This window comes from Ramlibacter pallidus (assembly GCF_015070875.1).
GTDB classification, from domain to species: domain Bacteria; phylum Pseudomonadota; class Gammaproteobacteria; order Burkholderiales; family Burkholderiaceae_C; genus Ramlibacter; species Ramlibacter pallidus.
On the sequence record NZ_JADDIV010000002.1, the window covers coordinates 526,808 to 552,916 of the forward strand.

A 26,109-nucleotide genomic window follows, 5' to 3' on the forward strand; every position below is an offset into this window, starting at 1 on the left:
GAAGCATGAAGCTCTCGCGCACGCTCGCGGCGGCGGCCGGCCTGCTATGGCTTGCCGGTTGCGCCGTCCCCCGTCCACCCGCCGCCGCCAGCACCGAAGCCCCGCCGCGCTGGCATGCGCCGCTGCCGCATGCCGGCACGCTCGCCGACCTGCGCCAGTGGTGGCAGCAGTTCAACGATCCCCTGCTCGTCGACCTGGTGGAGGCGGCGCAGACGGTGAACCCGAACGTGGCCACCGCCGGCGCCCGCATCGCGGAGGCGCGCGCCGCGCGCGTCGCCGCGCGTGCGGCCCTGCTGCCGGCACTGGACGGCAACGCCTCCGTTTCGCGGGGCAACGCGCAGCAGGGCGTGCCCACGGTCGCCACGATCGCGCAGACCGGCCTGCAGCTCGCCTGGGAGCTCGACGTGTTCGGCGGCCGCACCGCGCAAGCCGACGCGGCGCGGGCGCGCCTGGCCGGCTCCGAAGCCGGCTGGCACGAAGCGCGCGTCGCCGTCGCGGCGGAAACGGCGCTGTCGTACCTGGACCTGCGCACGTGCGAACGGCAACTCGCGGTGACCCGCAACGATGCCCGCTCGCGCGCCGAAACCGCGCGGCTGACGCAGCTGAGCGCCGATGCGGGCTTCACGGCCCCGGCGGTCGCCGCGCAGGCCCGCGCCAGTGCCGCGGAGGGCTCCGCGCGCAGCACGCAGCAGCAGGCGCAGTGCGACCTCACCGTCAAGGCGCTGGTGGCGCTGACCGGCCTCGCGGAGCCGGCGCTGCGCCAGCGCCTGGCCGCGCCGTGGGCGGAGCCGACCGGCTTCGCGCTGCTGGCGATGCCGGCCGTGCCCGCGCGGCTGCTCGCGCAGCGGCCGGACGTCTTCGCCGCCGAACGCGCGGTCGAGGCCGCCAGCGCCGAAGTCGGGGTCGCGCGCGCGGACCGCTTCCCCCGTGTCTCGCTCGGCGGGCAGATCTCGACCGGCTGGATCCGCGCCGGCGGCCAGACCAACGACGCGCAGACCTGGACGATCGGCCCGCTGGCGCTCACCGTGCCGGTGTTCGACGCCGGCCGCCGCGCCGCCGCCGAGGATGCGGCGCAGGCCCGCTACGAGGAAGCCGTGGCGCTCTATGCGGCGCGCGTGCGCCAGGCCGTGCGCGAAGTCGAGGAAGCCCTGGTCAACCTGGAGAGCGCGCGCGAACGCAGCGAGGACGCCCGCATCGCGGTGGAGGGCTACCGCGCGTCGTTCGCCGCGAACGAGGCCCTGTACCGCAGCGGTCTCGGCAGCCTCATCGAGCTGGAGGACCAGCGGCGCGTGGCGCTCGCCGCCGAGACCGCGCTGGTGTCGCTGCAGCGCGAACGCGTCGCCGCCTGGATCGCGCTGTACCGCGCGCTGGGCGGCGGCTGGGAGCGGCCCGATGCCGCGCCGGCCGCGCCGCAGCCCTGACCCGAAGAACCACGAAGAACAAGGAACAAGAAACGTGATGCACCCGACCCCCCGGAACCGGCGCGCCCTCCTGCTCGCCGCCTTCACCCTGCTGCTGGCCGCCTGCGGCGACAAGGCCGCCGAACCCGCCAAGGCCGGCAAGCCGGCCCTCACCGTCACGACGACGACGCCGGTGCAGGCGATGCTGCCCGTCACGCTGGCCGCCACCGGCAACCTCGCGGCCTGGCAGGAAGCCAGCATCGGCGCCGAGGCCGGCGGCTACCGCATCACCGAAGTGCTGGCCGGCGTGGGCGACCGCGTGCGCCGCGGCCAGGTCCTGGCGCGCTTCGCCAACGACACGCTGGAGGCCGAGGTCGCGCAGGCCCGCGCCGCCTTCGCCGAGGCCGAAGCCAGCGCCGCCGACGCCGCCAACAACGCGGCCCGGGCGCGCACGCTGCAGCAGACGGGGGCCATGAGCGCCTCGCAGATCAACCAGTACATCACCGCCGAATCCACGGCCCGGGCCCGCGTGGCCGCCGCCCGCGCACAGTTGCAGGCGCAGCAGGTGCGGCTGTCGCAGACCGCCGTGCACGCGCCGGACGACGGCGTGATCTCCGCGCGCACCGCCACCGTCGGCGCGGTGGTGCAGAACGGCGCCGAACTGTTCCGCCTGATCCGCAAGGGCCGCCTGGAATGGCGCGCGGAAGTGACCGCGTCCGAGCTGGGACGCCTCACCGCCGGGACGCGCGCCATCATCACCGCCACCAGCGGTGCGCGCCTCGAAGGCCGCGTGCGCATGATCGGCCCGACCGTCGACCCGCAGTCGCGCGTCGCCATCGTCTACGTGGACGTGTCGCCGCTGCCCGGCCCCGCTTCGGGCAGCGCCCGCGCCGGCATGTTCGCGCGCGGCGAGTTCGACCTCGGCGCGCAGCCCGCGCTCACCGTGCCGCAGCAGGCGGTGGTGGTGCGCGAGGGCTTCAGCTACGTCTTCCAGGTGCAGCCGGACAACCGGGTGCGCCAGGTCAAGGTGCAGATCGGCCGCATCGCCGACGACCGCCTGCAGGTGCTCTCGGGCATCACCTCGGACATGCGCATCGTCGCCAGCGGCGGCGGCTTCCTGAACGACGGCGACCTGGTGCGCGTGGCCGGCGGGCCCGCCGCGGCGCCGGCTTCCGCGGCTTCTGGCCCGGCCCGTCCTGCTTCCGCTTCCGCATCGGCGCCCGCGGCCGCTGCTTCCGGCGCCTCGCGCTGAGGACCCGTCCATGAACGTTTCAGCCTGGTCCATCCGAAACCCGATCCCGGCGGTGATGCTGTTCGTGCTGCTCACCTTCGCCGGGCTGCTGTCCTTCAAGGCCATGAAGGTGCAGAACTTCCCGGACATCGACCTGCCGACCGTGATGGTCACGGCCGCCCTGCCCGGGGCCGCACCGTCGCAGCTGGAAACCGACGTGGCGCGCAAGCTGGAGAACTCCATCGCCACGGTGCAGGGCCTCAAGCACATCTACACCAAGGTGCAGGACGGCGTGGTGACGCTCACCGCGGAATTCCGGCTGGAGAAGCCGGTGCAGGAAGCGGTGGACGACGTGCGCTCGGCGGTGGCCAAGGTGCGTTCGGACATGCCGACCGACCTGCGCGACCCCATCGTCAGCAAGCTCGAACTCGCCGGCCAGCCGGTGCTCGCCTTCACGATCGCCTCGCGCAGCATGGACGACGAGGCGCTGTCCTGGTTCGTCGACAACGACCTCTCGCGCCGGCTGCTGGCCGTGCCCGGCGTCGGCGCGGTGAACCGCGTGGGCGGCGTCACGCGCGAGATCCGCGTGGCGGTCGACCCGCTCAAGCTGCAGTCGCTGGGCGTGACCGCGGCCGACATCTCGCGCCAGCTGCGCCAGGTGCAGACCGAAAGCGCCGGCGGCCGCGCCGACCTGGGCGGGGGCGAGCAGCCGGTGCGCACGCTGGCCACCGTGCAGAGCGCGCGCGAGATCGCGCAGATGGAGATCTCGCTGCCCGGCGGCCGCAGCATCCGGCTGTCCGACGTGGCCGAGATCAGCGACACCATCGCCGAGCCGCGTGCCGCCGCGCTGCTCGACGGCAAGCCGGTGGTCGGCTTCGAGGTGGCGCGCAGCCGCGGCGAGAGCGAAGTGGCGGTCGGCGCCGCCGTGCAGAAGGCGCTGGCCGAACTGAAGGTGCAGCGCCCGGACATCGAGCTCACGCAGGCCTTCGACTTCGTCACGCCGGTGGAGGAGGAGTACGAGAGCTCGCTGAAGCTGCTGTACGAGGGCGCCATCCTGGCGGTCATCGTGGTCTGGCTGTTCCTGCGCGACTGGCGCGCCACCTTCGTCTCGGCCGTCGCCCTGCCGATGTCGGTGATCCCCGCGTTCATCGGCATGTACCTGCTGGGCTTCTCGATCAACGTGGTGACGCTGCTGGCGCTGTCGCTGGTGATCGGCATCCTGGTCGACGATGCCATCGTGGAGGTGGAGAACATCGTGCGCCACCTGCGCATGGGCAAGACGCCGTACGAAGCCGCCATGGAGGCGGCCGACGAGATCGGGCTGGCGGTGATCGCCACCACCTTCACGCTGATCGCCGTGTTCCTGCCCACCGCGTTCATGAGCGGCGTGGCCGGCAAGTTCTTCAAGCAGTTCGGCTGGACGGCGTCGCTGGCCGTCTTCGCCTCGCTGGTCGTCGCGCGCGTGCTGACGCCCATGATGGCCGCCTACCTGCTCAAGCCGATCGTCACGCACGAAGCCGATCCCAAGTGGATGCAGCTGTACATGAAGTCGGTGAACTGGACGATGCGGCACCGCGTGAAGACGATGATCTTCGGCACGCTGTTCTTCATCGGCTCGGTCTTCCTGATCCCGCTGCTGCCCACCGGCTTCATCCCGCCGGACGACAACTCGCAGACGCAGGTGTACCTGGAACTGCCGCCCGGCTCCACGCTGGAGAACACGAAGGCGATCGCGGAACAGGCGCGCCGCGCCGTGGCCGGGGTCCAGCACGTCAAGACCGTCTACACCACCATCGGCGGCGGCAGCGCGGGCACCGATCCCTTCGCCAGCGCGGGCGCGGCCGAGGCGCGCAAGGCGACGCTGACCGTGCTGCTGGCCGACCGCGGCGACCGCCCGCGCAAGCAGCCGATCGAGAACGAGATCCGGCGCGCGCTGGAGCAGCTGCCCGGCGTCCGCACGAAGGTCGGCCTCGGCGGCTCCGGCGAGAAGTACATCCTCGTGCTGAGCGGCGAGGATCCGCAGGCGCTCCAGACGGCGGCACTGGCGGTCGACAAGGACCTGCGCACGATCCCCGGCCTTGGCCAGATCGCCTCCACCGCGTCGCTGGTGCGGCCGGAGATCGTGGTGCGGCCGGACTTCGCGCGTGCCGCGGACATGGGCGTGACCAGTTCGGCGATCGCGGAGACGCTGCGCATCGCGACGGCGGGCGACTACGACGTGGCCCTGGCCAAGCTGAACCTGTCGCAGCGGCAGGTGCCGATCGTGGTGAAGCTGCGCGACGACGCCCGCCGCAACATCGAAGTGCTCGAGCGCCTGTACGTGCCGACCGCCTCCGGCGGCACCGTGATGCTGGGACAGGTGGCGACGCTGGAACTCACCGGCGGCCCGGCGGTGATCGACCGCTACGACCGCTCGCGCAACATCAACTTCGAGATCGAGCTGTCCGGCCAGGCGCTGGGCGACGTCGCCGCCGCCGTGCAGCAGCTGCCGGCCGTGCGCAACCTGCCGCCCGGCGTGAAGGTCGTGGAGATCGGCGACGCCGAGGTGATGGGCGAGCTGTTCGCGAGCTTCGGCCTGGCCATGCTGACCGGCGTGCTGTGCATCTACATCGTGCTGGTGCTGCTGTTCAAGGACTTCCTGCACCCGGTGACCATCCTGAGCGCGCTGCCGCTGTCGCTCGGCGGCGCCTTCGTCGGCCTGCTGATCGCGCAGAAGTCCTTCTCCATGCCCTCGCTGATCGGCCTGATCATGCTGATGGGGATCGCGACCAAGAACTCGATCCTGCTGGTGGAGTACGCGATCGTCGCGCGGCGCGAACACGGCATGGGCCGCTTCGAGGCGCTGCTGGACGCCTGCCACAAGCGCGCGCGTCCCATCATCATGACCACCATCGCCATGGTGGCGGGCATGCTGCCCATCGCCATCGGCTGGGGTGCGGCCGACCCGAGCTTCCGCTCGCCGATGGCGATCGCGGTGATCGGCGGCCTCTTCACGTCCACGGTTCTCAGCCTGCTGGTGGTGCCGGTGGTGTTCGAGTACGTGGACGACGTGGAGCACTGGCTGCGCAAGCAGGGCGGCCGGCTGATGCGCCGCGGCAAGGACAAGCCGGCGCAGGTCAAGGCGGGAACCGCCACCTAGGGCGGCGCCGCCCCCGGCGCTTCAGGCCTGCCTGATGCGCCGGACCAGCTGCGTCGTCGAATAGCCGTCGACGAAGGGAATGGCCAGCGCCCGGCCGCCGTACCCTTCCACCAGGCGCGTCTCGGCGAGCTTCGCCATGTCGTAGTCGCCGCCCTTCACGTACACCTGCGGCTTCAGTTCGGCCAGCAGTTCCACGGGCGTGTCCTCGTCGAACCAGGTGACCAGGCTCACGGCTTCGAGCGCGGCGATCACGATGGCGCGGTCCTGCTGCGCGTTCAGGGGCCGGTCCGGGCCCTTGCCCAGGCGCCGCGCGGAGGCATCGGTGTTAAGCGCCACCACCAGGCTGCCGCCCAGGGCGCGCGCCTGCGCCAGGTAGGTGACGTGGCCGCGGTGGAGCACGTCGAACACGCCGTTGGTGAAGACGACGGGGCCGGCCAGCGCCGCCATGCGCGCCGGCGCCTGCTCGCGCGCGACGATCTTGGAGAGGAAATCCGGCGGCGCGCTCACGCCGGGTTGGGCGCGGCGCCGCCGCCGCTGGCCAGGCTGGCCTGCAGCTCCTTGCGGTAGCGATTGAGCTCCTGCACGCTCTTGAAGCTGCGGTCCATCAGCAGGCTCAGGTTGTGCAGGATGCGTTCGACGACCTTCGTTTCCCAGACCGCGTCGAACTTGATCTGCGTGTCCAGCCAGTGCTCCAGCCATTCCGGGTTGGGCAGGCGGGACTGGATGGTGTCGCGCGGGAACAGGGCCTTGTTCACGTGCAGGTTGGTCGGGTGCAGCGCCTGCGCGGTGCGGCGCGCGCTCGCCATCAGCACGCCCACCTTGGCGAAGGCGGCCTTGGCCTCGATGCCGAACTTGTTGATCGCGCGCTTCATGTAGCGCAGGTAGGCGCCGCCGTGGCGGGCCTCGTCCTGGCTGAGGGTCTGGTAGATGTGCTTGATGACCGGCTCGGTGTGCCACTCGGACGCGCGGCGGTACCAGTGGTTCAGGCGGATCTCGCCGCAGAAGTGCAGCATGAGCGTCTCGAGCGGGGGCGCCGTCTCGAACTCGAAGCGGACCTCGTGCAGTTCCTCCTCGGTCGGCACCAGGTCCGGACGGAAGCGCTTCAGGTATTCGATGAGGACGAGGGAGTGCTTCTGCTCCTCGAAGAACCAGATCGACATGAAGGCCGAGAAGTCGCTGTCATGCTTGTTGTCCCGCAGGAACATCTCGGTGGCGGGCAGCGCGGACCACTCGGTGATCGCGTTCATCTTGATGGTCTGCGCCTGCTCCTCGGTGAGCAGCGAGGCGTCGAACTGGTCCCACGGGATGTCCTTGTCCATGTCCCAGCGGACGGATTCGAGCTGCTTGAAGAGTTCCGGATACAACATGGCGGGCTTTCGTGTAACCGTTGATTTTAGGTGCTCGCCGCGTCAGGTGGATGACAGCCGGGCAGCTTCCGCCGCGCGGTAGGGCCTTGGCCGTGGACAGCGCGCCGGCGCGGGGCCATCATGGCCCCCATGCTCCGCTCCCTCCTCCTGCTGGCCCTGGCCTGGCCCGCCGCGGCTCCCGCACAGGCGCCGGCCGCGCCTGCGGCCTGCCCGGCCGTGCTGCAGCACACCTTCGCCCGGCTGCAGGACGAGAAGCCCCAGCCGCTGTGCCAGTACGCCGGCCGCGTGCTGCTGGTGGTGAACACCGCCAGCTTCTGCGGCTTCACCCACCAGTACCAGGGGCTGGAGGCGCTGCACGCCAGGTACCGCGACCGTGGCCTGGTGGTGCTGGGCTTCCCCTCCAACGACTTCGCGCAGGAGAAGGGCAGCAACAAGGAGATCGCGGAGTTCTGCGAGAACACCTTCGGGGTCAGGTTCCCCATGTTCGGCAAGAGCGCGGTCCGCGGGGCGGACGCCAACCCGCTGTTCCGCCAGCTCGCCGCTCAGACCGGGCAGGCGCCGACCTGGAACTTCCACAAGTACCTGATCGGCCGGGACGGCAGGGTGGTCGCGCACTGGGGCAGCCGGACCGCGCCGGACAACGCGCAGCTGCTGCAGGCCGTGGAAAAGCAGCTGGCCGCGCGCTAGCGGGTCACAAAAATTTACCTCCCCGCGCGCCACGGCCGGGGAACCGCAGCGCCGGCGGCGGAGTCCATCACCGCACGAGGCAGGACTCCATTGTTCCTTTTGCAGCTGCGAAGCCGTCCGGTGCCAAGGTTCCGGATCGCAATCCCGAGACGACTCTTCTCCTCCTCCCTCCCTCCCTCCTTCGTCCAGGGGCGCTTCGCAGCGTTTTTCTTCTCCAGCGAAAACGGCGGCCCTCGGCCGCCGTTTTGCCTTGGATGCACGCGCTTCAGGAAGGCATGGTCTCGGCGAAGCTCGGACGCTGCACCAGCTTCTCGTACAGCTTGGCGAGGTTGGGGTAGGGCGAGCGCCAGTCGATGTCCTTGAAGCGGAACTCGAGGTAGCCCAGCGCGCAGCCGACCGCGATGTCGGCCAGGCTCAGGTAGATGCCGGCGCAGAAGGGCTTGTCGCCCAGGCCCTGGCTCATCGCCTTCAGGCTTGACTGGGTCTTGGCCAGCTGCCGCTCGATCCAGGCGTCGCTGCGCTGCTCCTTCGTGCGGCCCGACCAGTGCGCCTCCAGGCGGGCGGAGACCAGGGCGTCCAGCACGCCGTCGGCCAGTGCCTCCCAGGTCTTCACCTCGGCGCGCTCGCGGCCGACCGCGGGAATCAGCTTGCCCACCGGCGAGAGGGTGTCCAGGTATTCCACGATCACGCGCGAATCGAACAGCGCCTCGCCGCCTTCCATCACCAGGCACGGCACCTTGCCGAGCGGGTTGGAATGCATGATCGCCGTGTCCGCGGACCACACGTCCTCCTCGACGAACTGGTAGTCCAGCTTCTTCTCGGCCATCACGACGCGCACCTTGCGCACGTAGGGGCTGGAGAGCGATCCGATCAACTTCATGGGTGGCCTGCTGTTCGAGTTCTTGGGAGGTTCGGTTTCATTCTAGGGGAACGGATTTTCCCTGCTGTCGCCGGCCTGCGACAGCCCTGCGCGCCGGGCGCCCGGAAACGCGCGGCCTACAATTCCGCCCATGGCACTCTCCCCGATCTCGGCGCTGTCCCCCCTGGACGGCCGCTACGCCACGCGGCTGGCGCCGCTGCGTCCCCTGATGAGCGAACAGGGCTACATGCACAAGCGCGTGCAGGTGGAGGTGTGCTGGTTCATCGCGCTGTCCGATGCGGGCTTCGCCGAATTCAAGCCGCTTTCGCCCGGAGCGCGCACTTACCTCCTGGGCCTGGTCAAGAACTTCTCGGAGGCGGACGCGACCGCCATCAAGGAGATCGAGAAGACCACCAACCACGACGTGAAGGCGGTCGAGTACTGGATCAAGTCGAAGTTCGAGGCCCGTCCGGAACTGCGCGCCGCCAGCGAGTTCGTGCACTTCGCCTGCACCAGCGAGGACATCAACAACACCAGCCACGCGCTGCAGCTCAAGGGCGCGCGCGAGCAGGTGTTGCTGCCGGCCCTGGATGCCGTGATCCAGAAGATGCGCGAGCTCGCGCACGCGCACGCGGACGTGCCGATGCTCAGCCGCACGCACGGCCAGACGGCGAGCCCCACCACGGTGGGCAAGGAGATCGCCAACGTGGTGGTGCGCCTCGCCGCCGCGCGCGAGAAGGTCGCGGGCGTCAGGCTGCTGGGCAAGATGAACGGCGCGGTGGGCAACTACAACGCGCACCTGGCCGCGTGGCCGGACTTCGACTGGGAAGCCTTCAGCCGCAAGGTGATCGAGTCGCCCGAGCCCCTGGGGCTGGGCCTGACCTTCCAGCCTTACAGCATCCAGATCGAACCGCACGACTACATGGCGGAGCTGTTCGACGCGGTGGCGCGCGCGAACACCATCCTGGTGGACTTCAGCCGCGACGTCTGGGGCTACGTCAGCCTCGGCTACTTCAAGCAGAAGCTGCGCGAAGGCGAGATCGGCTCGTCGACGATGCCGCACAAGGTCAACCCGATCGACTTCGAGAACGCCGAGGGCAACCTGGGCCTCGCGAACGCGCTGCTGCGGCACCTGTCCGAGAAGCTGCCGGTCTCGCGCTGGCAGCGGGACCTGACCGACTCCACGGTGCTGCGCAACATGGGCGTGGCCCTGGGCTACGCGGCGCTGGCGTATCACTCGCTCGGCATCGGCCTGGGCAAGCTGGAACTCAATGCCGAAGCGCTGCACGAGGACCTGGACGGCGCCTGGGAAGTGCTGGCCGAGCCGATCCAGACCGTCATGCGCCGCTACGGCGTGCAGGGCGCCTACGAGAAGCTCAAGGAAGTCACGCGCGGCAGGACGGTCGCGGCCGCGGACCTGCACGCGCTGATCCGCTCGCTGGAGATCCCGCAGGCCGAGAAGGACCGCCTGCTGGCCATGACGCCCGGCTCGTACACCGGCAAGGCCGCCGAACTCGCGCGCCGCGTCTAGCCGGACCGACCTTGGCCCTCAAATCCACCATCTTCAAGGCGCAGGTCGCCGTGGCCGACATCGACCACGGCTACTACGCCGACCACGCGCTGACGCTCGCGCGCCACCCCAGCGAGACCGACGAGCGCATGATGGTGCGACTGGCGGCGCTGGCCTTCCACGCGCACGAACTGCAGACGGTCTGCGGCGGCGACGGCACCCTCGCCTTCGGCATGGGCCTGAGCAACCCGGACGACCCGGACGTCTGGCTGCGCGACTTCACCGGCCGCACGCGCCGCTGGATCGAGGTCGGCCAGCCCGACGACGCCGCGATCACCAAGGCCTGCCGCCAGGCCGACCAGGTGGCGGTGTACGCCTTCCACCACGCCGCGGAGGTCTGGTGGAAAGGCATCGAGACCAAGCTCACGCGCCTGGCGAACCTGTCGGTGTACCGCGTGCCGGCCGAAGCCTCGCAGTCGCTCGCCGCGCTGGCGCAGCGCTCCATGCAGCTGCAGGCCACGCTGCAGGAAGGCGTGCTGATGCTGGGCGACGGCGCGCGCAGCGTCGACATCGAGCCGGTGCGCTGGAAGGGCCCGGCCGCCTAGGGCATCGGCCGGCCGCAGTTCCAGCAGGACTCGAAGCCGCCTTCCACCAGCTCGCCGCAGGCGCAGTGCCAGCGCCGCTGCGGCAGGGCCTGCAGTTCGTCCAGCAGCGCGCGCGCCGCGCCTTCCTGCTCGTCGTGCGTGATCCAGACCTCCGGCAGGCACTGGTCGGGCGGGATCTCGCCGGCCACGCTGGAGAGGTACTGGCGCTGCACGCTCGCCGCGATGCCGGCCTCCTGCAGCATGTCGGCCCAGAGCGATGCGATCGCGGCGTTGGGGGCCCGGGCGATGCGCCGCACTAGGAACGCTCGGCGTACCGGTTGAAGCGCCAGGCGTCGCCCTGCAGGGTGATGCGGCGCCACACCGTGCGCTTCTCGGCGGGCGACATCTCGGTCCAGCGCTGGACCTCCTCGAAGCTGCGGCCGCAGCCCTTGCACTCGGCGTCGCCCTGGCTGGTGGAGCAGATCGCGATGCAGGGGGTGTCCGGCTGCGTGTCGTACCAGGCCTTCCAGGCGGCATAAGCCTTGGGCGGGAACGTCGACTCGTCCGCTTCGTCCTCGCGGTAGTACACCATCAGCGCATACACCTCGGCCAAGGCGCGCAGCTCGGGCGCCAGCGTCACGCCGTCCGGCGAGGGCTTCTTCTCGCGCCAGTGGTTGATGGCGGCTTCGATGTCGGTGATGTGGATGCCGGCCATGGGAGGGGAGAGCTCGGCGGGCCATGATAGCGCCGGGCGCCTGCCCGCGCGGCCGCGTTGTGGTGTAATCCGCTCCGCGAAGGGGAGTAGCTCCCATTCGGCCGGCCGTCAATACGAAGCTCGCGCTTCCGGCTCGCCGGGCCCGCCGCGTGCGGGCCGAGCAAGACCTTCGAAACGGGCCCGGGTGCCCGGCTTCGAAGCGCACCTTTCGTCTTCCCCGCGACTTCGCTGCCGGCTGCCCGGGTGGATCCACACCCTTTCGGAGTTGCTCATGGAGTTCATGTCCACCGCCTGGTGGTCGGCCCTGCTGGCCATCATCCTCATCGACCTGGTGCTCGCCGGCGACAACGCGATCGTGATCGCGCTCGCCGCCCGCAACCTGCCGCCCCACCTGAAGAACAAGGCCATCGTCTGGGGCACCGTCGGCGCGATCGCCGTCCGGTCGGTGATGACACTGGGCGTGGTCTGGCTGCTGAAGGTCCCGGGCCTCATGGCGGTCGGCGGCCTCGGCCTGCTGTGGGTCGCCTACAAGCTGCTGGCCGACGACGGCGGCGGCGACGAGCACGGCCCGGCCGCCACCACCTTCTGGGGCGCGATGAAGACCATCATCGTCGCCGACGCGCTGATGGGCGTGGACAACGTGCTCGGCGTCGCCGGCGCCGCGCACGGCTCCATGGACCTCGTGGTCATCGGCCTGCTGATCAGCGTGCCCATCGTCGTGTTCGGCAGCAAGGTCGTGCTGACGCTGGTGGAGCGCTTCCCCGTCATCATCCAGCTCGGCTCCGCCGTGCTGGCGTTCACCGCGGCCAAGATGATCATCGGGGAACCTTTGCTCGATGGCGTATTCGATCCGCAGGGTGCGGTGCACACGGCGGCGCGCTGGGGCACGTATGCGGCCTGCGTGGCCGGCGTGCTCGCCGCGGGCTGGCTGGCCGGCCGTTCGGCGGCCCGCCGGTCGGCCGCCGCCGACGCCGCCTGACGCGCGCACCCGCAAGGAGCTTCGCATGGACAAGGTCATCGTGTACCTGGACGACCCGGCCTACGCCAGCCAGCGCATGCCGCCGGTCGGCGGCGCCCCCACGCACTGGGTGCTGGTCGCCTGCGCCCCGCGCATGACGCATCGCATCAGCAAGTGGGTGAGCCACTCCGCGCGCGAGAACTGGCGGGCCAAGTGGGCGGACCGGCTGTTCGGCGAGGTGGTGCCGCCCCTGCGCGCGCGCGGCGACGACGTGACCCCGGTGCTGGCCCGCGGGCCGCTGCCGGAGCTCACGCGCAGCCTCATGGCCGAACACGGCACGGCGCGCGTCATCGACGTGCGGCGGCCGAAGACCCACGACGGCACGGACGGACGGCGTGCCGCGCCGGGGCTGTTCGGCGTCGGCGCGCTGCTGCTGCTGGCACTGGACTAGCGGCCGGCCCGGGCGGGACCCGGGTGCTATCCTCCCGCCATGCTGAAGCTCATCGTCAAGTGGCTGCTCAGCGCCGCCGCGCTGCTTTTCGTCGCCTACGTCTACAGCGGCGTGCAGGTCACCAGTTTCACCGCCGCGATGCTGGCGGCGCTGGTGATCGGGCTGCTCAACACGGTGGTGCGGCCGGTGCTCGTGGTCCTCACCCTGCCGGTGACGGTGCTCACGCTGGGCCTGTTCCTCTTCGTCATCAACGCCCTGGTGTTCTGGGCGGCCGCCGGCGTGCTGGACGGCTTCCAGGTGCGCGGCTTCTGGGCCGCCCTGATCGGCTCGCTGATCTACACCGTGGTCGGCGTGGTCATCGAATCAGCGCTCGAGCGCCTGTTCGCGAAGAAGTGATTCCACCTCGCGGGCGCGGGTGTCGACGATCGACGCCTCGATGTGGTCGCCCCCGCCCTTGCGCGCGAGTTCCTGCGCGGCCTTGAAGCGGTCGAGCGCCGCCGTGTAGTCGAGCTGAGCGACGCGGGCCTCCGCCTCGGCGCGCACCGCGCGCAGCGGCTGGCCCTGTGCGGCATGGGCCGCCGACAGCTGCTGCCAGGCTGCGGCATCGCGCGGTTGCGTCGCCACCCAGGTCTGCAGCCGCTGCGCCGCGTCGGCGGCCCGCCCGGTCTGCACCTGCGCCTGCGCAGCCAGCAGAAGTTCCGGCCGGCGTCGGCTCTCGGTGTCGATCGTGCGCAGCGCCCGTGCGGCATCGCCCTGGGCCATGGCGATCTCGGCGGCCAGCAAGCGGGCGAGCCGCTGCGCAGCCGCATCGCCCGCGGTGGCCGCATCCAGCCGCGGCTGCAGGCGCGCGACCACGGCCGGCTCGCGCAGGCGGGCAGCCGCGAAGGTCGCCGCGTACAGCACGCCGGCCTGGCGCACGCGCGGCAGCGCGGCGAAACTGCCCGCGTCGGCCTCGGTGACCATTGCGCGGAGCGCGTCCACGCCGGGATTGGAGATCACCCGCGCGCGGCCGGCCGCCAGCGCATGCTCCAGCGTCGGCTGCAGCGGGCCGCGGCCGGACAGCTGCTGGCGCGACTGCATGTCGGCGGCACGCTCGCTGGTCATCGGGTGCGTGCGCAGGTAGGGGTAGTTGCCGTTGTCGTTCAGGCGCGCGGCCTGCTGCAGCTTCTCGAACATCGCGACGAAGCCCTGGGGCTCGAAACCCGCGGCCGACATGACGCCCAGGCCGATGCGGTCGGCCTCCCGTTCCATGTCGCGCGAGAAGTTCAGCTGCTGCTGCGCGGCCAGCGCCTGCGCGCCGGTGCCGATGGCGGCGGCCGCGTGCGAGTTCTTGCTGGCCGCCAGCGCCCCCAGGATCATGGCGGCGAGCATCAGCGGCGCCTGCTGGTTCTGGTTGGTCACCAGGCGCGAGATGTGGCGCTGCGTCACGTGGCTCAGTTCGTGGGCCAGCACCGAAGCGAGTTCGTCGCGGGTCGCCGTCACGCTCACCAGCCCGAGGTGCAGGCCGAGCCAGCCTCCGGGCAGCGCGAAGGCATTGATGCTGCGGTCCTTGCCCAGCAGGACCTGCCAGGCGAAGCGCTCGTCGAGTTCGGGCGTGAGTTCGCCGCGCGCGCGCGCCGCCGCCATCAGCGGCTGCCAGATGCCCTGCACGTATTCGACGAGCACGGGGTCGTCGATGTAATCCGGGTCGCGGTACAGCTCGCGCGCGATGCGTTCGCCGAGCTTGCGCTCCGCGGCCGTGCTCATCTCGCTGCCGTCACCCAGCGAGGGCAGCTGGGCCCGCGCCGGGGTGATGGCGACGCCGAAGGCCAGGAGGGCCGCGGCAAGGCGGCGGGAAAGGGAAGGGGTCAAAACGAATCCAGGGGCAGGTAACCGATCACTTGCGCGGAGCGCGCATCGAGCAGGACCGTCCAGGCTTCCGCCTTGCGCGCGATCAGAGGCAAGTATGCCGCCTGCGCTGGCTCGGCATTGGCCTTGCGCAGCGCGGCCTCGATCTCGGCGGCGCGCGCCGGGAAGCGGCGTGCGAGGTCCTGCACCGGCCTCGCCGCGGCCAGGATGCGCTCGCGACCGGCTTCGTAGGGCTCCCACAGGTCGGGGCGGGCGGACAGGTGCACGCCGCCGAGGGCCGCCAGGGTGAAGTCGAGCTTCTCCTGCTCGCTGCGGAAGGGCCGCAGGGACAGCAGCGTCGGCCGGCCGAGGGGAATGGCCGTGATCCCGGGAGGCGTGCGATCGAGGATCTCCAGCGGAATGTCCACCTGGTGCACCACGCGAAAGCGGTCCAGCTCGAACACCATGTGCACGGGACGGGCCAGGTTGACGGTCCACAGGCCGTAGGCCAGCCCTGCGACCTGCAGCAGGCCCACCACCGCGAGATCGCGCCGCAGTTCGGTGCGCGGCTTGCGGCGGTTGAAGATGGCCAGCGTGATGAGCGGACCGAGCACGACGTCGACCGACACCACGAGCAGGAACAGCGCGCGGCCGCCGGACAGCTCGCCGTACGGATAGGGATACCAGAGCGCGAAGACCAGCAGCGCCGCCAGTGCCGCCACCACCGCGCTCAGCGAGAGGTGGATGCCGGCGGCGCGCAGCCGGCCGGGCCAGTCGAAGCTGGCCGTATGATCGTTGACCGGAATCGAGGGTGGTTGCATGAGCGGATTGACCCATTTTGACGCGCAGGGCCAGGCCCACATGGTGGACGTCGCATCCAAGGCAGCGACGCACCGCGTTGCCGTGGCGCGCGGGCGGATCGAAATGCTACCCGCTACCTTCGCGCTGATCCAGAGCGGCAGCGTGAAGAAGGGTGACGTCCTCGGCATCGCACGCATCGCCGCGATCCAGGCCGCCAAGAAGACCAGCGACCTGATCCCGCTTTGCCACCCCTTGGCCCTCACCCGCGTGGCGGTGGACTTCGCGCTGGAAGACGGCCCGACGCCCGCGGTCGCGTGCAGCGTCACCGTCGAAACCGTCGGCCCCACCGGCGTCGAGATGGAGGCGCTGACCGCCGTCAACGTCGCCCTGCTCACGGTCTACGACATGTGCAAGGCGGTGGACCGCGGCATGACGATCACCGACGTGAAGCTGCTGGAAAAGCACGGCGGCAAATCGGGCAGCTACCGAGCCACCTGACGCGGGTGGCGCTGCCGCTGCTGCCACTCGGCATGCGCCTGCGGGAACGCGGCACGGTAGCGCGCCAGGTGCAGCATCGCCTCGTCGTCGCGCCCCAGCAGGACCGCGCTTTCGATCACCCGCTCGATCACGCGCGGCTCCGGGGAATCGTGCAGGGCGCGGCTCGCGGCGTCGTACATCCACGTCGCGTTGGCCCGCGTCGGCGTCGCGAGGGTCACGTCGGCGAAGCGGGCCTGTCCCTGGAACAGCCAGGAGGCGCGCACGTGCTCCAGGGTGTCCTCGCGCCAGGCCGCCTGGCGCTGCTCGGGAGGCAGGTAGATCTGCGCAACGCGCAGGTAGTCCCAGGCGCCGTAGCCGACGGCGGCCACCAGCAGCGCGGTCCCGGCGCCGCGGCGCCAGCGGCCGTGCGCCAGTGGCTTGGCGTCGGCATTCGCCGCTCCTTCGGCGGCAGACAGCCAGCCGATGCACAGCCCCAGCACGAGCTGGAACGGGCCGTACCAGAGGGGGTACTCGAGCAGGCTGTGCAAGCCGACGAGCGCGAGCAACGCCCAGGCAAGCCGGCGCAGGGGCTGGCCTTCGGCCCAGGGCCGGCGGCGCCACACCCAGGCCAGGAGGCCCGCCGTGGCGAGGACGGCGACCGGCGCGCCGAGTTCGACCGCCAGGTGCAACGGCAGGTTGTGCGCGTGGTCGAGGATGTCGCAGAAGCGCGCGCCCTCGTAGAGGGTGGCGTAGTGGGCGAAGTCGAGCTCGCCCCAACCCCATCCGGCCAGGGGGCGCTGCGCGACGAGATGCAGCACGTTGGACCAGAGCACCCTGCGGCTGACGCACGTTTCGCCGGCGCCGAGCCGTGCCCAGAGGCGCCGGCCCGGGACCACGCCCGCGAACACCTCCAGCAGCAAGGGCAACAGCAGGGCGCCGGCCGCATAGGCGGCGATCGCCGTCGCGCACAGCACCAGGCGACGGGGCTGGTCGGGACCGGGCCATGCGGCACAAAGGGCGGCCAGCACGCCCAGCGCGAGCAAGCCGGTGCGTGACGCCGAGGCGGCGCAGCCGATCGCCAGCAGGGCCACCAGGCCGGCGGCGAGCACGGGTCGCAGCCGCAAGGTGCCGAAGCAGGCGACCGCCACCCCGATCCAGCACAGCGTGGCGTACTGGTTGGTCTGGCGCAGGTTGGCGTAGGCGACCCCCACCTCGGCGGCGTGGATCCAGGGCGCGGCGCGCCCTGCGCCGCCGAAATACTGCAGCAGCCCGAAGACCGCGCTGGCCCCGGCGGCGCCGAGCAACGCCCATTGCAACGCGGTCGACAGGCGCGGGTCGCGACCGGCCGCGGCCGACAACAGCACGAGCGCCAGGCCGCCCGCCAGGTACACGAGCGCCGGCGTCACCTGGCCCGCGACGACGACGCCCCAGGCCACGAGGGCCAGCGCGAGCCCTGCCAGCTGGCGCGGCCCCGGACCGGTCAACGGCGGCCGCGCGAGTGCCCACAACGCGACCACGCAGGCCGCGGTCGCCAGCCACGACGACACCGCCGGCGAGGGTCCGCCAGCGAGCGGCTGGAGCCACGGCAAGGCGCCGAGAGCACCGGCCGCCACGGCGCGTCCCGTCGCGGGGGCACGCCAGCTTGCAGGGGTCATGGCACGACGACGGGAGCCAGTTCCGGATGATTGACGCGGAAGTTCCTGAACATGCTGTACGCCTGGGAGGCGCTTTCTCCGCCGTATGTCCCGCGCATGTGCGCGAGTTCCCGCGAGGCTTCCTCGTGGCGGCCGTTCATGCCCAGCGCCGTCGCGTAGGTCAGGTCGAGCGTGGCCCAGCCGTTGCGGCGCGAGGCCTCGCCCAGCCGCCGAAGCAGTTCGGGCGGCATGCCCGGCCGCGCCTCCACCCGCCCCAGTTCGATCAGGTCGCCCAGCTGGGTGAGCAGCAGGAGGTCGGGTGCTTCATGCCCCGGCGGCCTCTGGCCGATCTTGCGGAGTTCGAACCGCATGACCTGGTAGTCCTGTTCCACCTGGAGGTAATCACGGACGACCACGATGCAGGTGGCGATGTAGATGCCGACCAGCGCAAACACCTGCGCACGCACCCACGTGCCCGGCGACGGCGACGGCAGGCGGCCGGCGGCGCGGCCGGTCCGCTGGCTCGCCTCGAGGGCGCCCAGCAGCCAGGCCACGGGAAAGAGGAAGTACGCGTAGGCGAACGGGAACTCGAACAAGCTGTGGACCAGCACCGGGGATGCGGCCCCGAGCAGGAGCAGCTGCCGCGTGTCGGCGATGCGCAGCCAGCTGCGTGCCGCCCAGAACCCGAAGCCGCCGAGCAGCAGGACGCCGAGCGGGACGCCGACCCAGACCAGCACGTCGAGCACCACGTTGTGCGCATAGTCGGTCACGAGCGTGCCGGGCACCTGCGCGGCCGCCTGCTTCAATGCCAGGAGGGTCTGGCGCCAGCCGTGCCCCAGCCAGGGTGCATCGGCGATCGCAGCGAGCGCCTGGCGCCACATCGTGACACGCAGGCCGTGCTGGGCGATCTGCTCCTCCCGGGCGGGCAGGAGGTAGAGCGCTTCGTTCAGGACCGGCAGGAGCACGTATCCGGCCACCAGCGCTGCCCACCATGCGGGGATGATGCTCCAGTGCACCGGCGAAAGGCGGCGGCTCCACAGGAGCAGCAGGCCCAGCGCGAACGCGCACGCGAGGACGGCACGCGATTCCGTGAGCACCATGCCCAGCGAGAGCCACGCCACCATCGTCGCGAGCTGCCATCGGTTCAGCACGGCGCGGCTGTGCAGCCAGAGCGCCATCGCCACGCCCGTCAGGCACAGCGTCGCCAGGTGGTTGGGCTGCGCGAGATTGGAGAAGACGCGCAGGTTCGGCCCACGATCGGTTGCGTAGATGCCCCAGGAAGGCTCGAGCCCATGCCACTGGAGCACGCCGATCAGCACGGCGACGCACGCGCCCGTCGTCACCAGCGCCGCGAGCCAGGTGAAGGCGTCGGGCTTGCGGAGGGTGTCGCTGTTCTGTCCCAGCCAGAAGGCCAGCGCGGCGCCGAGGACGAACAGGGCGCTCATGGCGGCGTCCCCGCGGTAGTAGATCCATCCGCCCAGCCATTGGGCGCCGATCAGCAGCGCCAGCGGGACGAACAGGACGAAGGCCGCGCCCGCGCGCACGGGATGCGGATGCAGCAGGCGCGCCAGCACCAGGCAGGCGAGCGCGGTGAACGCCGGCGCCTCGCTGTGGAAACTCGTCCAGGGCGGGTAGTGGTTGGGCGCCAGCCACGACGCGAGCAGGGCGAGCGACCCCAGCACGGCGAGAAGCTGGACCGCCAATGCAAAAAGGCGCCCCGTGGGGGGCGCCTTGGCGGGATGCAGGACCCCTTGCAGCATCAGCCGCGGCAGGAACCCGGCAGGAACTTCGACAGGATGGTGGTGCCATCCGTCGTGTTGCCGCAGCGCCAGCCGAACAGCGAGGAGCCGGCGTTGTTGGCGAAGGTCGCGGCCGTGGTGGCGCTGGCCATCGGCGTCAGCGTCACGAGCTTGGCGTCGATGTTGCTGTCGTTGAAGCCCTGGGCCGTCACGCGGATCTGGCCGTCGGCCGTGGTGTGCACGGAAGCCACGTACTTCGATTGCAGCGTGGGCTGGGACGTGCCCGTGCCCGCTTCGCAGCCCCAGCCGTTGACGCCAGGCGCGGTGGAAGCGCCGCCGGAGACGGTCTGGTACACCTCGGTGATGGAGGTGCGGCACGAAGACGCAGCCAGGATCACTTCGGACATCTTGGCACGCTTGGTGTAGTCCTGGTACGCGGGCAGCGCGACGGCCGCCAGGATGCCGATGATCGCGACCACGATCATCAGTTCGATCAGGGTAAAGCCCTTTTGCAGTTGACGCTTCATGAATTCTCCGGAGTATTCGTTAAAAAAAAGAGGCGCCCCCTTGTCAGGGGCGCCTTCGCGGGGTGCGATCACCCCAGCGGCATCAGCCGCGGCAGGAACCCGGCAGGAACTTCGACAGGATGGTGGTGCCATCCGTCGTGTTGCCGCAGCGCCAGCCGAACAGCGAAGAACCAGCGTTGGCGGCGAAGGTCGCCGGCGTGGTGGCGTTGGCCATCGGCGTCAGCGTCACGAGCTTGGCGTCGATGTTGCTGTCGTTGAAGCCCTGGGCCGTCACGCGGATCTGGCCGTCGGCCGTGGTGTGCACGGAAGCCACGTACTTCGATTGCAGCGTGGGCTGGGACGTGCCCGTGCCCGCTTCGCAGCCCCAGCCGTTGACGCCAGGAGCGGTGGAAGCGCCGCCGGAGACGGACTGGTACACCTCGGTGATGGACGTGCGGCACGAAGACGCAGCCAGGATCACTTCGGACATCTTGGCACGCTTGGTGTAGTCCTGGTAAGCCGGCAGCGCGACGGCGGCCAGAATACCGATGATCGCGACCACGATCATCAGTTCGATCAGGGTAAAGCCCTTTTGCAGTTGACGCTTCATGAATCCTCCGGTTGTTGATGAAGAAGCGAGGAGGAAGTGCAAGCGCTGTGCCAGGGACGTTTCGTGAAGTAGTTCCGGGATTTTCCGCCGCCGGGCGCCGCGGGCCGACCTTTTACGTCCGCCGCGCTGACAATTTCGTCAACTAGCGGATACAGACTGACCGAACCTGTTTCAGGTCCGTCAGGCCCATGAGGATCTTCTCCATGCCGTCCATCTTCAGCGTGCGCATGCCGCTGCCGACGGCGGCGACGAAGAGGTCGGCCACGCGGGCGCGCTCCTGGATCAGGCGCTTGACCTCGTCGTCCGCCACCAGCAGTTCGTGCAGGCCGACGCGGCCCTTGTAACCGGTCTTGCCGCACTTGTCGCAGCCGACGGCGCGGTAGAGGCGAAGCTCGCCGTCCTTGCCGTACTGCTCGATCCACTCCTCGAACAGCTTCTGGGCCTCGCCGCCTTCGTCGGCCTGCCACGCGGGCGTCTGCTTCAAGTCCAGGGCGTACTCGTTGATGAAGGAGCGCAGTTCCGCGTTGGCCGGGACATACGACTCCTTGCAGTCGCACAGGCGCTTGGCCAGGCGCTGCGCCAGGATGCCCAGGAGCGCGTCGGCGAAGTTGAACGGGTCCATGCCCATGTCCAGCAATCGCGTGATGGACTCGGGCGCGGAGTTGGTGTGCAGCGTGGAGAACACCAGGTGGCCGGTGAGCGAGGCTTCCACGCCCATCGACACCGTTTCCTTGTCGCGCGACTCGCCCACCATGATGATGTCCGGGTCGGCCCGCAGGAAGGCGCGCATCACCAGCGCGAAGTCGATGCCGGCCTTCTTGTTCACCTGCACCTGGCGCAGGCCCTTCTGCGTGATCTCGACCGGGTCCTCCGCCGTCCAGATCTTGGTGTCCGGCGTGTTCAGGAACTTGAGGATCGAGTGCAGCGTCGTCGTCTTGCCCGAGCCCGTGGGACCGCACACGTAGAACAGGCCGTACGGCTTGGTCACCGTCTTCTCGAGGTTCTCGCGGTTGTGCGGCGTGAGTCCCAGCTTCTCCAGCGGGATCGGTTCGCCGGCCGCCAGGATCCGCATGACGACGTCCTCGACGCCGCCCGCCGACGGGATGGTCGCCACGCGCAGCTCGATGTCGAGCGGGCCGTACTTCTTGAACTTGATCTTGCCGTCCTGCGGCTTGCGCTTCTCGGAGATGTCGAGGTCGCACATGATCTTCAGGCGCGTCACCAGCGCCTGGCGGAAGTGCGCCGGCACTTCCACGTAGGGCATGAGCGTGCCGTCGATGCGCAGGCGGATGCCGGTCTTCGCCTTGCCGGGGAGGGGCTCGATGTGGATGTCCGACGCGCGCTGGTTGTAGGCGTCGATGATGATCTTGTTGACGAACTTGACCAGCTCGTTGTCCGCCGCGGCCGACTCCAGGGCGCTTTCCTCGCCGCCTTCGTCGTCCATCGGCGCGCTCAGGTCGGCAAGCATGTCCTCGACCGAGGCGTCGTCCGTCCCGCCGCCCCACAGCTGCGCCAGGGTGTCCTTGAATTCGGTGAGGGTGGTCACGCGCCAGGCCAGCTTGGATGCGCGCGGAAAGACCTGCGGCACGATGCGGGAGTTGCGCACCGCCTCCGGGTCGAGGCACATGAGCACCAGGCCCTCGGGGCCTTCCTCGAGCGGGATCCAGCCCTGTTCCAGCACGAACTCGCGCTTGAGCGCGCCCTGCAACGCCTCCAGGCGCAGCCGGCCCTCGTTGAACGGCTCGTACGGCACGCCGAAGAACTTGGCGAGCGACGGCCCGATCTGCGCCGGCCGGATGGAGTAGTCGGACACCAGCACCTGCTCGACCGACAGCGCTTCCTCGCGGGCCTTCTGCACGGCCGCCTGCAGTTCGTCCTGGGTCAGGACGCCGTCGGCGATGAGGCCGTCGTACTTGGTCGACTTGCGGCGCGCGCCGCCCTGCGCGCGGTCCATGCGCTGGCGGATCGCGGTGGCGAGCGTCTTGCAAAGCTGCGCGGCGCCCTCGACCTCGAGCTCGCCGAACGGCATGTCGCTCTTGTTGTTGATGACCTGCAGCACGCCGTGCAGCACGGCGCCGTCCAGGATCGGCACCACCAGCATCTGCTTGGTGCGGTAGCCGGAACGCTTGTCCACTTCCTTCAGGAACGACAGGCTCGGGTGGATGCGCTTGAGCGCCTCGTCGTCGTAGACGTCGGCGATGTTCACCAGCTCCCGCGAATGCGCCACGTAGCCGGCGATGGATTGCGCGCTGATCGGCAGCTTCAGGTCGCGGCTGGTGTTCAGGCCCGTCTTCACCTTGGAGACGATCGAGCCCCGGTCGTCGCTCACCGCGTACAGCGTCAGGCGGTCGGCGTTGAACAGCTTGCAGATGTCCTGGCTCGCCTCGAGCATGATCTCGTCGATGTTCTCGGTGGCGTGGATGCGGGTCGTCACCGCCTGCAGCTGCCGGAAGAACAGGGCCTCGAACGAGATGCCGCGCTTGTCCGGCGGCAGCTGCTGCGAGTTGATGAATTCCTGCTCGCTGTCGCGATTCTTGAGGACCGCACTCACAATTCGAACTCCTGGCCGGCGCGCAGCCAGCGGATGTCGTGCGTCACGTTCGGGCCGAAGGGCTGGGTCTGATCGAAGCGCTGGATCTCCGTCATGATCAGCTCGGTCTCGGCCGGCTTGGTGTGCGTGATGAAGATCGGGAAGCTCCTGCCCTTGTCGATGCAATCGAGCTCCTCGGCCAGCGCCAGCGGCGACAGGTGCAGGCTGCGCCGCGCGAGGTCCTGTTCGCGGTTGCTGAAGGCCGTCTCGATCACCAGGGCCGCCACGTCCATCTGGTTGATCCGGCGCCAGAACGCCGGGTTGCGCTCGGTGTCGCCGGTGAACACCCAGCTGCCGCGCGCGCCGCCGACCGCATAGCCGCACGCCGGCACGGTGTGCACGGCGGGCAGCACCTCGATGGTCTTGCCGCACAGGTCCAGCGTCTGGCCCACCTGGATCTCGTGGAAGCTGACGAAGGGCGCCTGGGGCGAGGGGATGCGGCTGAAGTCGGGCCAGATCACGTTGTTGAAGACGTGGGCCTTGAGGGCGGCGATGGTCCCCGGGAGCGCCGACACGCGGATCGGCTCGGTCAGCTGCGAAGCCACCGAATCGATCATCAGCGGCAGGGCCGCGACGTGGTCCAGGTGCGAATGCGTCAGCAGCACGTGGCGGATGCCGCGCATTTCCTCGAGCGTGAGGTCGCCGACGCCCGTGCCGGCATCCACCAGCACGTCGCCGTCGATCAGGAAGGACGTGGTACGGCAGTCCTTCGCGATCGCGCCGGAACAACCCAGCACCCGCACCCTCATCTCGCTGCCTTTAGATGTTTATTTCGTCTCGAAGTTGGTCGCGCCGTCCCAACCCGGGTCGAAAGGCAGCAACCTCATCGAGGCTACACGTTCGGAGTACAGCTCGTAAAGGTATTTTTTGGCGCCCATCCGCTGCAGGTTGAGGAGCTGCAGGTCGCACTGGTCCCAGTCCTGCGCGCGGTAGGCCTTCAGGAAAGCGCCCCAGGTCCGGAGTTCCTCGATGGTCTCCTTCCCGGCGGCGCCGGCGGGGGCCACGGGATAGAAGATCCCGACCGCCTGCTCCTTGCCCTTCACGCGGACCCGGTCCAGTTCCTGCCAGGCGAACTCCGGCGCCTGCTTGCGGGCCGACTCGCTGACCACGATGTCCACGCCGTACACCTTGGACAGGCCCTCCAGCCGGGAGCCGAGGTTCACGGCGTCGCCAATCACCGTGTAGCTGCGGCGGATGTCGGAGCCCATGTCGCCGACGCACATCGAGCCGGTGTTGAGGCCGATGCCCACGCCGATCTCGGGCAGGCCCTTGGCGCGGTGCTCCTCGTTGATCTGGTGGACCGCGCGGGCCATCTCCATCGCGGACTTCACCGCCAGTTCCGCGTGGTTCGGCGTGTCGACGGGCGCGCCCCAGAAGGCCATGACGCAATCGCCCATGTACTTGTCGATGGTGCCGCGGTTGGCGCGGATGATGTCGGTCAGCCGGCTGAAGACGGCGTTCAGCAGTTCCTGCAGCTGCGTCGGCTCCATGCGCTCGGACATCTTGGTGAACCCGCGCATGTCGCAGAACATCACCGTCAGCTCGCGGCTGGCCGCCTTCATGCTGTAGCTGTCCGGGTCCTTGACCATCTCGTCGACCAGTTCCGGCGGCACGTACGTGCCGAACAGGTTGGCCAGCTCGCGCTTGCTGCGGCTTTCGACGAAGTAGCCGTAGCTCATGTTCAGAGCGAAGGCCATGCCCGCCATCACCAGCGCGGAGGCCAGCGGCATCACCAGTTCGTGCGCGGCGAACAGGTAGTAGTTCAGCGCCACCAGGACCAGCATGACCCCGACGCTCACCAGCACGGCGACCGTGGCGGAGAGCAGCGGCAGCAGGAAGGCCAGCAGCAGTCCGGCCGCCAGCAGGATCACGACCTCGTAGCCGATCGTGTAGTCCGGCTTCACGGGCAGCTTGCCATCGAGCAGGCCCGAGATGACGTTGGCGTGCGTCTCGACGCCGGGGTAGGTCTCGCCCACCGGCGTCACGCGCAGGTCCAGCAGGCCGGGCGCCGTGGTGCCCACCAGCACGATCTTGTCGCGCAGGCTGCCTTCGGGCAGGCGCTTGGCGAGCACGTCCGCGGCCGACACGTACTGGAACGAGCCGCCGCCGGCCCCGCCCTCGCCGCGGAAGGGCACGAGCGTCGCCACGCGGTCGTCGACCGGCACCGCCAGCTGGCGCTGGCCCTGCTTGAGGACGATGCTTTCCAGCCCCGAGTAGCTGCGGCCCACGAAGCGGTCGCGCGGGAATCCGGGCTCCACCGCCGGCTGGCCGACCATCGTGCGGAAGACGGCGAGCGACAGCGACTCGTAGTAGGCGCCCTTGTGCTCCGCCACCAGCGGGATCGAACGCACCACGCCATCGCCGTCGGTGATGGAGTTGAAGTAGCCGGCCACCGGCGCGGCCTTGGCCAGCTGCTCGATGTTGGAGCCGTAGCCGTTCCAGCGCGTGAAGGCGATCGGCCGGCCCTGCAGCGCGGCCCGGTCCATCACCGGCGCCGGCAGCACGCCGCTGGTGCGGCCGTCGCGGTCGCTGGTGAGGTAGTAGCCCAGCACCACCGGCCGCTTCTCGAGCGAACGGGCGAACACCGCGTCGTAGTCCAGCCCCGCCTGCAGCTGCCCCAGCCGCTCCTGGAAGCCGCCGACGTCCTTCAGCTCGCGCTGCGCCATCTCGCGCAGCTGCTTCAGGCCGGAACTGTCGTCGGGTTCCGCGAACACGACGTCGAAGCCGAGGATCGCCACCTTCTGGCGGTCGAACAGTTCGTCGACCATGGCGGCCAGGCGGTGGCGGCCCCAGGGCCAGCGCCCCACCTCGGCGAGGCTCTTCTCGTCGATGTCGACGATCACGACGCGCTGTTCCAGCGTGCGCGGCATCGTGGCGCGCAGCCGCGCGTCGTAGATGATGGCGTCGAGGCGCTGCAGGAAGCCGATGGGCAGCACGCCGGTGGCGTGCAGCAGCGCGAAGACGAGCGGGACCAGGGTGATCGCGATGCGCGACCAGTGCCTGGCGAGCAGACCCATGGAGCCG

The 26,109-nt window shown here is 70.1% G+C and carries 24 protein-coding genes; 10 read left to right on the top strand and 14 right to left on the bottom strand.

Annotated features, from left to right (window positions below; all coding sequences use genetic code 11):
* Positions 1 to 5: 5 nt before the first annotated feature.
* The 3 genes from IM787_RS07430 to IM787_RS07440 are packed head-to-tail and all read left to right on the top strand — an operon-like array spanning position 6 to position 5,770.
* Positions 6 to 1,421: an efflux transporter outer membrane subunit gene (locus IM787_RS07430; protein WP_193676002.1), complete on the top strand. Its 1,416-nt coding sequence runs from the start codon at positions 6 to 8 to the stop codon at positions 1,419 to 1,421.
* Between the two features lie 37 nt (positions 1,422 to 1,458).
* Positions 1,459 to 2,652, top strand: a complete 1,194-nt coding sequence (locus IM787_RS07435) for an efflux RND transporter periplasmic adaptor subunit (protein WP_193676003.1) — start codon at positions 1,459 to 1,461, stop codon at positions 2,650 to 2,652.
* 10 nt (positions 2,653 to 2,662) lie between these two features.
* The gene (locus IM787_RS07440; RefSeq protein WP_193676004.1) at positions 2,663 to 5,770 is read left to right on the top strand and encodes an efflux RND transporter permease subunit; all 3,108 of its coding nucleotides are present in this window, start codon (positions 2,663 to 2,665) and stop codon (positions 5,768 to 5,770) included.
* A 21-nt stretch (positions 5,771 to 5,791) separates the two neighbouring features.
* Here the strand turns inward: IM787_RS07440 and rfaE2 are convergent, their stop codons facing one another.
* Both rfaE2 and IM787_RS07450 read right to left on the bottom strand, forming a co-directional pair.
* A complete protein-coding gene (gene rfaE2, locus IM787_RS07445) occupies positions 5,792 to 6,217 on the bottom strand; it encodes a D-glycero-beta-D-manno-heptose 1-phosphate adenylyltransferase (RefSeq protein WP_193676357.1) in 426 nt (141 codons plus the stop codon).
* A 56-nt stretch (positions 6,218 to 6,273) separates the two neighbouring features.
* Positions 6,274 to 7,137, bottom strand: coding sequence for a ferritin family protein (locus tag IM787_RS07450; RefSeq protein ID WP_193676005.1), 864 nt, complete (start codon positions 7,135 to 7,137; stop codon positions 6,274 to 6,276).
* Positions 7,138 to 7,266: 129 nt separating this feature from the next.
* Here IM787_RS07450 and IM787_RS07455 point away from each other — a divergent pair, with 129 nt between their 5' ends.
* Positions 7,267 to 7,824, top strand: coding sequence for a glutathione peroxidase (locus IM787_RS07455; RefSeq protein ID WP_227494160.1), 558 nt, complete (start codon positions 7,267 to 7,269; stop codon positions 7,822 to 7,824).
* 265 nt (positions 7,825 to 8,089) lie between these two features.
* Here IM787_RS07455 and IM787_RS07460 read toward each other — a convergent pair whose 3' ends face one another.
* Positions 8,090 to 8,704, bottom strand: a complete 615-nt coding sequence (locus IM787_RS07460) for a glutathione S-transferase N-terminal domain-containing protein (protein WP_193676007.1) — start codon at positions 8,702 to 8,704, stop codon at positions 8,090 to 8,092.
* A 130-nt stretch (positions 8,705 to 8,834) separates the two neighbouring features.
* On the opposite strand from IM787_RS07460, the gene purB reads away from it, so the two are divergent.
* Positions 8,835 to 10,214 (top strand): adenylosuccinate lyase, encoded by a 1,380-nt coding sequence (gene purB / locus IM787_RS07465; RefSeq protein WP_193676008.1) that lies wholly within the window; start codon positions 8,835 to 8,837, stop codon positions 10,212 to 10,214.
* An 11-nt stretch (positions 10,215 to 10,225) separates the two neighbouring features.
* A complete protein-coding gene (locus IM787_RS07470; RefSeq protein WP_193676009.1) occupies positions 10,226 to 10,798 on the top strand; it encodes a YaeQ family protein in 573 nt (190 codons plus the stop codon).
* Here the strand turns inward: IM787_RS07470 and IM787_RS07475 are convergent.
* Positions 10,795 to 11,094, bottom strand: a complete 300-nt coding sequence (locus tag IM787_RS07475; RefSeq protein WP_193676010.1) for a putative signal transducing protein — start codon at positions 11,092 to 11,094, stop codon at positions 10,795 to 10,797. The two genes, IM787_RS07470 and IM787_RS07475, sit on opposite strands and share 4 nt — an antisense overlap.
* The gene (locus tag IM787_RS07480; protein WP_193676011.1) at positions 11,094 to 11,492 is read right to left on the bottom strand and encodes a DUF3717 domain-containing protein; all 399 of its coding nucleotides are present in this window, start codon (positions 11,490 to 11,492) and stop codon (positions 11,094 to 11,096) included. The genes IM787_RS07475 and IM787_RS07480 overlap by 1 nt, the downstream gene beginning before the upstream one ends.
* A gap of 271 nt (positions 11,493 to 11,763) precedes the next feature.
* On the opposite strand from IM787_RS07480, the gene IM787_RS07485 reads away from it, so the two are divergent.
* Genes IM787_RS07485 through IM787_RS07495 form a run of 3 tightly spaced genes read left to right on the top strand, consistent with a single transcriptional unit; the run spans position 11,764 to position 13,297 of the window.
* Positions 11,764 to 12,471, top strand: a complete 708-nt coding sequence (locus IM787_RS07485; RefSeq protein WP_193676012.1) for a TerC family protein — start codon at positions 11,764 to 11,766, stop codon at positions 12,469 to 12,471.
* Positions 12,472 to 12,496: 25 nt separating this feature from the next.
* On the top strand, positions 12,497 to 12,901 hold the full coding sequence (locus IM787_RS07490) for a hypothetical protein (RefSeq protein ID WP_193676013.1): 405 nt from the start codon (positions 12,497 to 12,499) through the stop codon (positions 12,899 to 12,901).
* 42 nt (positions 12,902 to 12,943) lie between these two features.
* A complete protein-coding gene (locus tag IM787_RS07495; protein WP_193676358.1) occupies positions 12,944 to 13,297 on the top strand; it encodes a phage holin family protein in 354 nt (117 codons plus the stop codon).
* Here the strand turns inward: IM787_RS07495 and IM787_RS07500 are convergent.
* Both IM787_RS07500 and tfpZ read right to left on the bottom strand, forming a co-directional pair.
* Positions 13,265 to 14,752 carry a M48 family metalloprotease gene (locus IM787_RS07500; RefSeq protein WP_435531146.1) on the bottom strand — a complete coding sequence of 496 codons (1,488 nt, stop codon included), beginning with the start codon at positions 14,750 to 14,752 and terminating at the stop codon, positions 13,265 to 13,267. The two genes, IM787_RS07495 and IM787_RS07500, sit on opposite strands and share 33 nt — an antisense overlap.
* Positions 14,749 to 15,549, bottom strand: coding sequence for a TfpX/TfpZ family type IV pilin accessory protein (gene tfpZ / locus IM787_RS07505; protein ID WP_193676014.1), 801 nt, complete (start codon positions 15,547 to 15,549; stop codon positions 14,749 to 14,751). The genes IM787_RS07500 and tfpZ overlap by 4 nt, the downstream gene beginning before the upstream one ends.
* Here tfpZ and moaC point away from each other — a divergent pair.
* Positions 15,548 to 16,027 (top strand): cyclic pyranopterin monophosphate synthase MoaC, encoded by a 480-nt coding sequence (gene moaC, locus IM787_RS07510; protein WP_193676015.1) that lies wholly within the window; start codon positions 15,548 to 15,550, stop codon positions 16,025 to 16,027. The two genes, tfpZ and moaC, sit on opposite strands and share 2 nt — an antisense overlap.
* Here moaC and IM787_RS07515 read toward each other — a convergent pair.
* The 7 genes from IM787_RS07515 to IM787_RS07545 form a co-directional block, all read right to left on the bottom strand.
* Entirely contained in the window at positions 16,012 to 17,661 is a 1,650-nt protein-coding gene (locus IM787_RS07515; protein WP_193676016.1) for a PglL family O-oligosaccharyltransferase, read from the bottom strand. The genes moaC and IM787_RS07515 overlap by 16 nt on opposite strands.
* On the bottom strand, positions 17,658 to 19,343 hold the full coding sequence (locus tag IM787_RS07520) for a PglL family O-oligosaccharyltransferase (protein WP_193676017.1): 1,686 nt from the start codon (positions 19,341 to 19,343) through the stop codon (positions 17,658 to 17,660). The genes IM787_RS07515 and IM787_RS07520 overlap by 4 nt, the downstream gene beginning before the upstream one ends.
* A 56-nt stretch (positions 19,344 to 19,399) precedes the next feature.
* The gene (locus IM787_RS07525) at positions 19,400 to 19,906 is read right to left on the bottom strand and encodes a pilin (protein ID WP_193676018.1); all 507 of its coding nucleotides are present in this window, start codon (positions 19,904 to 19,906) and stop codon (positions 19,400 to 19,402) included.
* An 82-nt stretch (positions 19,907 to 19,988) separates the two neighbouring features.
* Positions 19,989 to 20,495, bottom strand: coding sequence for a pilin (locus IM787_RS07530; RefSeq protein ID WP_193676019.1), 507 nt, complete (start codon positions 20,493 to 20,495; stop codon positions 19,989 to 19,991).
* A gap of 142 nt (positions 20,496 to 20,637) precedes the next feature.
* The gene (locus IM787_RS07535; RefSeq protein ID WP_193676020.1) at positions 20,638 to 23,046 is read right to left on the bottom strand and encodes a GspE/PulE family protein; all 2,409 of its coding nucleotides are present in this window, start codon (positions 23,044 to 23,046) and stop codon (positions 20,638 to 20,640) included.
* Positions 23,043 to 23,834: a 3',5'-cyclic-nucleotide phosphodiesterase gene (locus IM787_RS07540; RefSeq protein WP_193676021.1), complete on the bottom strand. Its 792-nt coding sequence runs from the start codon at positions 23,832 to 23,834 to the stop codon at positions 23,043 to 23,045. The genes IM787_RS07535 and IM787_RS07540 overlap by 4 nt, the downstream gene beginning before the upstream one ends.
* A gap of 18 nt (positions 23,835 to 23,852) precedes the next feature.
* Positions 23,853 to 26,102, bottom strand: a complete 2,250-nt coding sequence (locus tag IM787_RS07545; protein WP_193676022.1) for a CHASE2 domain-containing protein — start codon at positions 26,100 to 26,102, stop codon at positions 23,853 to 23,855.
* Between the last annotated feature and the right edge of the window lie 7 nt (positions 26,103 to 26,109).